This window comes from Levilactobacillus tangyuanensis (assembly GCF_003946545.1).
GTDB lineage: Bacteria > Bacillota > Bacilli > Lactobacillales > Lactobacillaceae > Levilactobacillus > Levilactobacillus tangyuanensis.
Map to the genome: position 1 here is coordinate 1 of NZ_RHOA01000025.1, position 9132 is coordinate 9132.

The window sequence follows — 9132 nt, forward strand, 5'->3', positions numbered from 1 at the left end:
ATTGGCGAACACCGATTGAGATCTTTTTGCGTGATCTGCGTTACTAAATTTGTTCAAGTTATTTCTTGCAATCTGCCATAAGTAATCGTCAATTGACCATTTTTCTGAGTCAAATAGCCATCTAGATCATGCTGCTTAATCATTTTCCGTGCCTGTGAACTATCATAATGATGAATCGTCACGTTTTTGGTATCGATCACGTTAACCACGGATTGGTCTACATGATGAACACCCAAGCTTGCTAATTGCGTCGTGTTGTTTTGAAATAAGAAATACATCAGCGTCATAATCAGCAATGGTGCCAAAAACATCAGCGCCAAGGTACGCTTATCACGTAACATTTGCTTAAAAACTCGTCTAACGATTGCCATCGTTCGCATCTTGCATCCGCCCCGCTTTCAAAAAGACCTGTTCGATCGTATCTACTGCATACTGTTGTTTCAGTGCCGCGGGTGTCCCCTCAGCAAGCGCAATCCCGTGCCGAATCAACATGAGATAATCACACCGTTCTGCTTCGTCCATGACATGCGTTGTCACGAGCATCGACTTACCGGTATCCTTGAGCTTATTTAGTTCGGTCCAAATTTGTTGCCGTAATTCTGGATCAATCCCAACGGTCGGTTCATCTAAAATCAATAATTGGGGATCCTGAATCAGGGCAATTGCCAACGACAAGCGCCGTTTCATCCCACCCGAATAGCCACTGACCCGCTTGTCTAATTGGGACGTTAAATCAACTAATCCGGCTGCATAATCAATCATTTGTGCTAACTTTATTTTTGGAACGCTCATCAATTGCCCAAACAAGGTCAGGTTTTCACGGGCCGTTAGTGTCTCATACAAAGCGTCACTTTGGGCCATATACCCTACTTGTGCCATTACCGCCCTATTGGGCATCACCGTATCCATGACTTTAACAGTGCCACTATCCACAGCTTCCATCCCTAAAATACTCTTGATCAAGGTGGTCTTCCCAGCTCCTGATGGCCCAATCAAGCCATAAATCATTCCAGCCGGCAGTGTCAAATCAATCTGATTGAGCACTTGCTGATGACCAAAGTGCTTGCTGACCTGCTTGGCGATGACATAATCCGTTGCCATTTTAATAACCCTCTTTCTCAAAACGAGTGTATACTCACTCACTTAATGGCCTTAGTATAATCAGTACATCTCGGTTTGTCAACATTAAAATGAGTTATCACTCACTTATTTTGTTTCCGGCCTATTTGTCACCGCATTGCAAACAAAAATGCGCCACCCCGTTGTTGGGATGTCGCATTTCAATTAAATAGCAGCACTGATATAAGCGTTAGCAATGTTTAAGCCTACCGATTTTTTAATATTATTTTATTCATCAATTTCCGGCGCCGACCCAAGCTCTGCCTGAATCATCCAGATTTTCTTCTCAATTGCGGTTTTGAGACCAATGAAAATATCTTGGGTACTGAAGTCTTTTTCAACATCGGATACTTCAATGCCGTGTTGGTAAAGGTCTTCCAAGTAACGATAGCCATCAACTAAGTGTGCGAGGCGTTCTGGGGTTGTTTTGTCCCATTCACCAGGCCAGTCTTGAATCTTAGTGTTTTCGGCCATTTCTTTTAAGGTCGAGTAAGGACTGCCATCAAGCGCAATCAGCCGTTCAGAAATGACATCGAGTTGGCTGTCAATTTCTTCCATGAACTCATCCATCAAGGGGTGCAACTTCAAAAAGTTGGGTCCACGCATGTACCAATGCGTCTGATGGATAATCATTGACATCTGGCTCAAATCGGCAACGAGTTGATTTAATACTGCTTTGGTTTTCGTATATTTCATTAGATTGATCTCCTTTCGATATGGTTATTATAACTTAGTGGTAGCTTAATCTGAAACGTTATACACTGGCAAATTAAGTTATTTATAGCCCGTAGAATTAGGGGTCAATGGAACATCCATACGAAAAGTAGCGGTAGGATCCCGAACAAAAAATCAGAAACGTTGATTTAACAGCGTTTATGATTTTTTATATTGGCTTTATTTAAAAAGAGCTCTGGAACATTCGTACGAAAAGTAGCGGTAGACTTTAAAAACCGAACAATCTTATTTTTCGTCTGCTTCATCCAATGGTCTTAAATGACCATTTTCTAACGCTTCATTATATTGGAACGTGTACTTACCGACAAAGTTAATGTGTTCAAACATCAGTGGCGATAATTTGCCGATCATGTCGTCAGAACAATCAAACCCTTCTGATTGCATCTGCGTCACAATCTTTTCCAGGTAAACGGTATTCCAATAAATAATGGCATTCGTGACTAAACTGAGAGCGTTTAGTTGTTCTTCCATACCATCAAAATACGTTTGATAAAGCTTCCCTTTCCGACCATAAAAGATGTTTCGACAAAGCGCGTGCCGAGCTTCACCTTTATTTAGCTGTTCCAAAAAGCTCTATTTTTTTCATTCTATTCATCTCCAAAGTAATTGTGATTTATATTTTCTAACCAAAAATCGATAATGATAACCAGAGGCCACATAGGGTAATAAACAACACTGGGATCGTGGTTACAATTCCAATTTTAAAATAAGTCCCCCATTTAGTTTTAACAAAGTTGACAAGCCATTGGAGTAGCTCTTATACTATACATAGATGATCGTCTATGTAATGGAAGGAGAAAAAATGGATTATCAAAATTACGTTCAAATGCTAAAAGCAATGGCTGACCCGAACCGCCTAAAAATCATTGATCTGCTTTCATGTGGATCACTTTGTGCTTGTGATATCCTCCAGCATTTTGATTTTTCTCAACCCACTTTGTCTCATCATATGAAGGTTTTGCAAAATGCAGGTATTGTGTTTGCGGTAAAGGATGGGAAATGGCAACACTATTCCCTACAAAAAAGGTTTGTCCAAGAGTTTAAACAGAATACCGACCAACTGTTAGCCGCTGATGAGCACTGCCTTTGCCAACGGTCTGATTGTGAAAAAGATGTTGCCAATTAAGTTTTTTTAAGCAATACATAGAGGCGTGTCTATGTAAGGAGCTGAAAAATGATGGAAAAGTATTCGCCACAAGAGATTAATTTAACCAAGTACCTATTTTTTACCGGCAAGGGTGGGGTTGGCAAAACCACGGTTGCCAGTGCCACTGCAATTAGCTTAGCTGATGCTGGTCACCGAGTTATGATCGTTTCCACTGATCCAGCTAGTAACTTGCAGGACGTTTTTAAAGTTAGTTTAACCAATCAGCCAAAGCCGATTCCAAACATTTCCGGTTTGTTTGCTGCCAACTTTGATCCGGTCATTGCTGCGAACGAGTATCGCGAGCAGGTTATTCAACCTTATCGAGGCGTGTTGCCCAAAGAAGCCATTCAGAATATGGCTGAACAATTATCAGGTTCGTGTACGGTTGAAATTGCTGCATTTAATGAATTTGCCAACTTTCTAACTAGTTCCAAGATTAATCAGCAATTTGACTATATTATTTTTGATACCGCGCCGACCGGCCATACCTTAAGAATGCTGCAATTGCCTTCTGCTTGGAGTAATTACCTGGATAAGAATGATCGTGGTGCATCCTGTCTCGGACAACTAGCTGGCTTAAATGATAAGAAAGCTATGTATCAAAAAGCGGTTGAAACTTTAGGCAATCCTCAAGCGACGACTTTGTTTTTAGTTACCCGACCACAAAAAGGCGCCCTTCTGGAGGCACAACGCGCTTCACATGAGTTGGCAGCCTTAAACATTAAGAACCAGCAACTAATCATTAACGGTATCTTAAATCAGCCAACCGACGCAGTTTCTCAGACTATTTTTAAACAACAGCAAGCTGATTTGCAGAATATGCCAGTCACTTTAGACCAGCTACCCAAGTTAGCAATCCCATTGCGAGCATACAACGTATTGGGATTAGCTAATTTACGACTACTATTGAAAGACCAGCAGCCGCAAATCACTGAGGAACCGGTTACTGCTAGTCACTTTCCTGATCTGGATGTTGTCGTGAAGAATTTAGTGCAGTCAAATAAAAAAATTATCTTCACCATGGGCAAAGGTGGCGTTGGTAAAACAACCGTTGCCGTTCAAATTGCCCAAAAGATAGCTGCTCAACACAAAACCGTGCACTTGGCTACCACTGACCCAGCTGATCATTTGAAATACTTCAAAATCACAAGTCCGCTGATCAAGGTGAGCCATATTGATGAGAAAAAGTCTTTAAAAGAATATCAAAACGAAGTTCTCACTACTGCTAAAAAGACCATGAAGTCTAATGATGTTGATTATGTCGCTGAAGATTTGCGTTCACCATGTACTCAAGAAATTGCTGTCTTCCGAGCTTTTGCTGAGTTAGTCGCCCAAAATGATAGTGACGTCGTTGTGGTTGATACGGCTCCGACTGGTCATACACTCTTACTGTTAAACTCGACCCAAAGCTATGCTCAAGAAGTTGCCCATACCTCCGGCAGCGTCCCACAAGCAGTCGTTAATCTGTTACCAAGACTACAAGATCCTAAGCAAACTGAAATTGTTATGGTAACGCTACCAGAAGCCACGCCGGTTTATGAATCAATGCGGTTAGATGACGATTTGAAGCGAGCCAGTCTAACTCATACTTGGTGGGTGGTCAACCAAAGTATGTTGGCAACTCAAACCACTGATCCATGTTTGCTGGCTCGAGTGCAAAGCGAAGTTAAATGGATTGATCAGGTAAAAGAGCTTTCGAATAATCATTTTGCTGTTATGCAATGGCAACCAAATTACGAAAAAACGCTTTTAACGGTTTAATTAATTAAAGGAAAAAAATAATTAATCAGTTTAGGAGGTATCATGCAAGTCTTTTTTGCCGTTGGAATTTTCTTACTCACATTATTATTCGTTATCTGGCAACCTAGAGGATTATCAATTGGATGGACAGCCGTTGGTGGTGCAATTTTAGCATTATTGTTTGGCGTGGTGAGTTTTAAAGATGTTGGAACAGTTACCGGAATTGTCTGGAATGCCACCTTATCTTTCGTGGCTATTATTCTGATTTCACTCATTTTAGATCAAATCGGATTTTTTGAATGGGCCGCCTTACACATGGCTCACTGGGCAAATGGTCACGGTATTCGCATGTTTATTTTGGTGACCACCTTAGGCGCCGTCGTTGCTGCCCTTTTTGCTAATGATGGGGCTGCTCTGATTCTTACCCCCATTGTTTTAGCAATGGTTCGTGCCTTACACTTTGATGAAAAGCAAGTTTTCCCTTTTATTATTGCCAGTGGCTTTATTGCCGATACCACTTCTTTACCAATGATTGTTAGTAACTTGGTAAATATTGTCTCTGCAGACTTTTTTGGAATTTCCTTTTCAGCGTATGCGTTAAGAATGTGGATTCCTGATCTATTTTCGCTGTTAGGTAGTATTGGTATCCTGTATCTTTACTTTCGAAAAGCATTGCCACGAAAATTTGATGCCACTCAGGTTGCGGAACCCAGTTCTGCACTAAAAGATCAGCGACTTTTCAAGTTTTCATGGGTCGTCTTAATCCTCCTATTGATTGGTTACTTTAGTAGCGGTTTCTTAGGAATCCCCGTCTCCTTTATCGCACTGAGTATTGCGGCTATTTTTCTGATAGTTGGTCAAAGAAGTTCCCATGTTAATGCGATGGCAGCGATTAAAGGAGCTCCTTGGAACATTGTCTTTTTCTCAATCGGTATGTATGTCGTAGTCTACGGCCTTCAGAACGTTGGTCTAACAACATTATTATCAGGTGTCATTACCGAAATCGCAAAAGGTGGTCGGTTTGCTGCCACAATGGGCATGGGCTACTTAGCAGCACTTTTATCGTCATTAATGAATAACATGCCGACCGTCATGATTAATGCACTATCAATCAAAGGCGCTGACGTTTCAGGGCTCATCCATCATACGTTAGTGTACGCAAACATAATCGGCTCAGATTTGGGACCTAAGATTACCCCAATTGGCTCTTTGGCTACATTAGTCTGGCTACATGTGTTAGCTCAAAAGGGAGTTAAAATTAAATGGGGGACTTATTTTAAAATTGGAATTGTAACCACGATCCCAGTGTTGTTTATTACCCTATGTGGCCTCTGGTTATCATTATCGATTTTTGGTTAGAAAATATAAATCACAATTACTTTGGAGATGAATAGAATGAAAAAAATAGAGCTTTTTGAACCAGCAATGTGTTGTTCAACCGGTGTTTGTGGTCCCAGCGTTGATAAAGAATTGATTCAAACAACGGCCATTCAGCGGTATGTCAGTGTGAATGCACAGGGGCAGGCCATGTTCATTCGTCGTAATTTAGCCCAGAACCCCGATGCCTTTGTTCGAAATCCGATTGTTGCCCAAGAACTAAAACGTCAGGGCATAAATGCTTTACCAATTACGTTAGTGGATGGTCAGTTGGTAAAAACCGGTGAATACCCAACCATTAACGAGTTTAGCAGTTACTTAGACATGGATTTAGTAGCTGCTTTGGTTCACTAATAGTTTAGATGGAGGATTAGTGATGACACAAATTTATTTTCTATGTACTGGAAATGCTTGTCGAAGTCAAATGGCTGAAGGATTCGCTAAAAAAATTTTAGGCAATGATTGGCGCGTTGCCAGTGCGGGAGTCGAGGTGCATGGCTTGAATCCATTGGCTGTTAAAGTTATGGCTGAAAAAGGAATAGATATTTCCCAGCAAACATCAAAGTTAATTGATCCCGATTATTTGCTTCACAGTGACCTAGTTGTCACCTTATGTGGAGACGCTCGTGATCGCTGTCCAGTCACCCCACCAACGGTCAAGAAAAAGCATTGGCCACTTCCAGACCCGGCTTTAGCAGCTGGATCCGAACAGGATAGAATAGTAGTTTTTCGGAAGGTCAGAGATCAAATTGAGCAGCAGATTATTGACTTAGCAAAAGTCGGTAACCTCTGAGGAATCAGTAGGTCCGTAACCAATACGAATTTTAAAATAGCGGTAGAAAACCGTATATTCAGATAACAAACATTCTGAGTGTTCGGCTTCCTACCGCTACTTTTCGTATGGATGTTCCATTAACCCCAATTAAGTCGTTTTGAAAAGATGGAGACGTTATATGGTAGATTGTAAAATTAATCTACAATTGAATTTTATTTACCTTATGAAGATGTTCAAAACGCGTTAAAGGAAAGGGCGCAAAACCCCTTTATACGTAAAAAGGATGAATGGGTAGTGGGTAACAATGAGTGTAAATTAAATAAGGCACAAAAAAGGATGCTTAAGGATAAAGAAATATATAATCATTTCAATTTAGAAAATATTTCCAGTTCCATCAAAACGGAGCTAAACAAGATAGTGCATGACATCGATGACTAATACTTTAACACCAAACAGAAAGGGGCTATGAATATATAGGGTCTATAATTAACAAATAACTCCTCAAAAACGTTGTTAAAATAACCCCCAATATCTATAATGTAGATATTGGGGGCTATTTTAATTTATTTTTTTATAAGTGCCCCTAAACTATAGCTATTGATTCAAGATTTCATGGGAGCCAGTTGCAACCAATAACAAAATCAATTCATCATGATCTAGCTGATAAATAACAATCCAGTTGTCATAATTTTTACCATAGTTTCCATATCTGGCAGGGTGAAATTCACGATAGCCACGCCAATTTCCTTTTAATGCATGATCTTTAATCTGTTTCAAAACAAGTACATCTTGTTCAACAATTGCTTCTAAACAAGGCTTCAAGACAGTTATTGGGAAATGTTTCTTGACTAGTTTTTTTAATTCACGTTCAAAAGATTTGGTCTGTTTAATTTGCATCTAACTTATCGATCCAATCTTCAAAGTCAGTCAATGAACCAATATTTTTGACCTGCCCTGTTTCTGCTTCTTTTTTAGCGGCTAAGGCTTCCGGAGAATCTAAAAAGCTGACTAATCGAACTTCATTATTGGCCGCTTTAACTAACGATAAGCGTATATACTCAGAAACGGTTAGCCCTTGTTTTGCTAGATTAGCTTTAGCCCGTTCACTAATGTCAGGTGTTACACGAGTTGAAATTGTCTTGTTTTTAATAATAGTATTACTCATTCTAATCCGCCTCCTTTAAGTTTACCATCGTACTACATCATAATATTCGATTTTTAGGTTTTCTGCAACTAAATTAATTTTAAAGTAAAGGAACTAACAGCTTATGCAACAAGTTGTCTTACCCATCAAAGATTCAAACGTTCTCAAAGAGGTGCAAGATACCTTACTCAACAACTTTAAAGCTGGCCGGCGTAACTATACAGTTTTTCAAGTTGGCAAAGCGACACTGCTGCGAGTCAGTGATGTCATGCGCTTAAAACAGGCCGATATTTTTAATCCGGACGGTTCTATTAAACAAAATGCATTCATTCACGACCGAAAAACGGGTAAACCGAATACCTTGTACCTTAAACCAGTTCAAACAGAGCTTTTATTGTACCGTCAATGGCTGCTTGGTCATCAGCTGGATTCTGAATGGCTCTTTCCTTCAATTCAACACCCAGAACGCCATATCACGGAAAAACAGTTCTACAAAATCATGAGCAAGGCTGGCGATCTGTTAGGAATTAATTATCTAGGGACCCATACGATGCGCAAAACCGGGGCTTATCGGGTCTACACGCAATCAAATTACAATATTGGCTTAGTCATGAATTTGCTAAATCATTCCAGTGAGGCGATGACTTTAGCTTATTTAGGCTTAGATCAAGCCAGTACCGAAAGTATGTTAGATCAAATTGATTTTGGGTAAATTAGTTTGATTTTGTTGTCGCCAACGGCGACTTCTGATACAGGTTTTTAATGGGTCTAGCACAACATAGAATAAATTCTATGTGTAAGTGCGCATTGACCTCGTTTCACTCGGTCTGCTGATTCTCCTGAATTTACTTTTAGTGTATGCCTTCCGCTTCGCTATTTCAAATTTTATACTTTGACTTAACGTTTCCTATATGATATAGTTTCGGTGATTATTTCTAATATGATTGGAGGGATCGTTATGTCTCAAAGTAACTTAGAAAAACAAGAAGCTAAATTAAAAGCCCTTAATCAAAAAATTAAGGACGAAAAAAATAAGATTGAACAACGGCTAGGTAAACAAATCATCAGTCAAGCCAATTTAGATTATGCTAATTT

Annotated in this window: 10 protein-coding genes and 3 pseudogenes; 6 read left to right on the forward strand and 7 right to left on the reverse strand. The window is 39.9% G+C overall.

All coding sequences use genetic code 11. The features are described 5' to 3' along the window. Positions 1-77 precede the first annotated feature (77 nt). From EKM96_RS10285 to EKM96_RS10305, 5 genes and pseudogenes are all read right to left on the reverse strand, one after another. Positions 78-380: pseudogene (locus EKM96_RS10285) on the reverse strand (ABC transporter permease); the annotation flags it as partial. Next, entirely contained in the window at positions 358-1101 is a 744-nt protein-coding gene (locus EKM96_RS10290; protein ID WP_003581836.1) for an ABC transporter ATP-binding protein, read from the reverse strand. The gene EKM96_RS10290 and the pseudogene EKM96_RS10285, both read right to left, overlap by 23 nt. A gap of 246 nt (positions 1102-1347) precedes the next feature. Then, positions 1348-1815 (reverse strand): Dps family protein, encoded by a 468-nt coding sequence (locus EKM96_RS10295; RefSeq protein WP_003587210.1) that lies wholly within the window; start codon positions 1813-1815, stop codon positions 1348-1350. 264 nt (positions 1816-2079) lie between these two features. After that, positions 2080-2421, reverse strand: a pseudogene (locus EKM96_RS10300) (Tn3 family transposase); the annotation flags it as partial. Positions 2422-2476: 55 nt separating this feature from the next. Continuing rightward, positions 2477-2584 (reverse strand): annotated as a pseudogene (locus tag EKM96_RS10305) (ArsB/NhaD family transporter); the annotation flags it as partial. Positions 2585-2656: 72 nt separating this feature from the next. Between EKM96_RS10305 and EKM96_RS10310 the strand changes: the two are divergent. Genes EKM96_RS10310 through arsC form a run of 5 tightly spaced genes read left to right on the forward strand, consistent with a single transcriptional unit; the run spans position 2657 to position 6911 of the window. Further along, entirely contained in the window at positions 2657-2980 is a 324-nt protein-coding gene (locus EKM96_RS10310; RefSeq protein WP_003582114.1) for an ArsR/SmtB family transcription factor, read from the forward strand. Between the two features lie 51 nt (positions 2981-3031). Then, positions 3032-4762, forward strand: coding sequence for an arsenical pump-driving ATPase (gene arsA / locus EKM96_RS10315; protein ID WP_164511026.1), 1731 nt, complete (start codon positions 3032-3034; stop codon positions 4760-4762). Between the two features lie 42 nt (positions 4763-4804). Further along, the gene (locus EKM96_RS10320; RefSeq protein WP_125643336.1) at positions 4805-6100 is read left to right on the forward strand and encodes an arsenic transporter; all 1296 of its coding nucleotides are present in this window, start codon (positions 4805-4807) and stop codon (positions 6098-6100) included. Between the two features lie 36 nt (positions 6101-6136). Continuing rightward, positions 6137-6472, forward strand: coding sequence for an arsenite efflux transporter metallochaperone ArsD (gene arsD / locus EKM96_RS10325; RefSeq protein WP_025013532.1), 336 nt, complete (start codon positions 6137-6139; stop codon positions 6470-6472). Positions 6473-6494: 22 nt separating this feature from the next. After that, positions 6495-6911: an arsenate reductase (thioredoxin) gene (gene arsC / locus EKM96_RS10330; RefSeq protein ID WP_004563097.1), complete on the forward strand. Its 417-nt coding sequence runs from the start codon at positions 6495-6497 to the stop codon at positions 6909-6911. Positions 6912-7487: 576 nt separating this feature from the next. Here arsC and EKM96_RS10335 read toward each other — a convergent pair. Then, positions 7488-7790, reverse strand: coding sequence for a type II toxin-antitoxin system YafQ family toxin (locus EKM96_RS10335; protein ID WP_005917927.1), 303 nt, complete (start codon positions 7788-7790; stop codon positions 7488-7490). Continuing rightward, positions 7780-8058: a plasmid mobilization protein gene (locus EKM96_RS10340; protein WP_003625288.1), complete on the reverse strand. Its 279-nt coding sequence runs from the start codon at positions 8056-8058 to the stop codon at positions 7780-7782. The genes EKM96_RS10335 and EKM96_RS10340 overlap by 11 nt, the downstream gene beginning before the upstream one ends. 103 nt (positions 8059-8161) lie before the next feature. Here EKM96_RS10340 and EKM96_RS10345 point away from each other — a divergent pair, with 103 nt between their 5' ends. Next, entirely contained in the window at positions 8162-8749 is a 588-nt protein-coding gene (locus EKM96_RS10345; protein WP_086231969.1) for a site-specific integrase, read from the forward strand. The last annotated feature ends 383 nt before the right edge of the window (positions 8750-9132 follow it).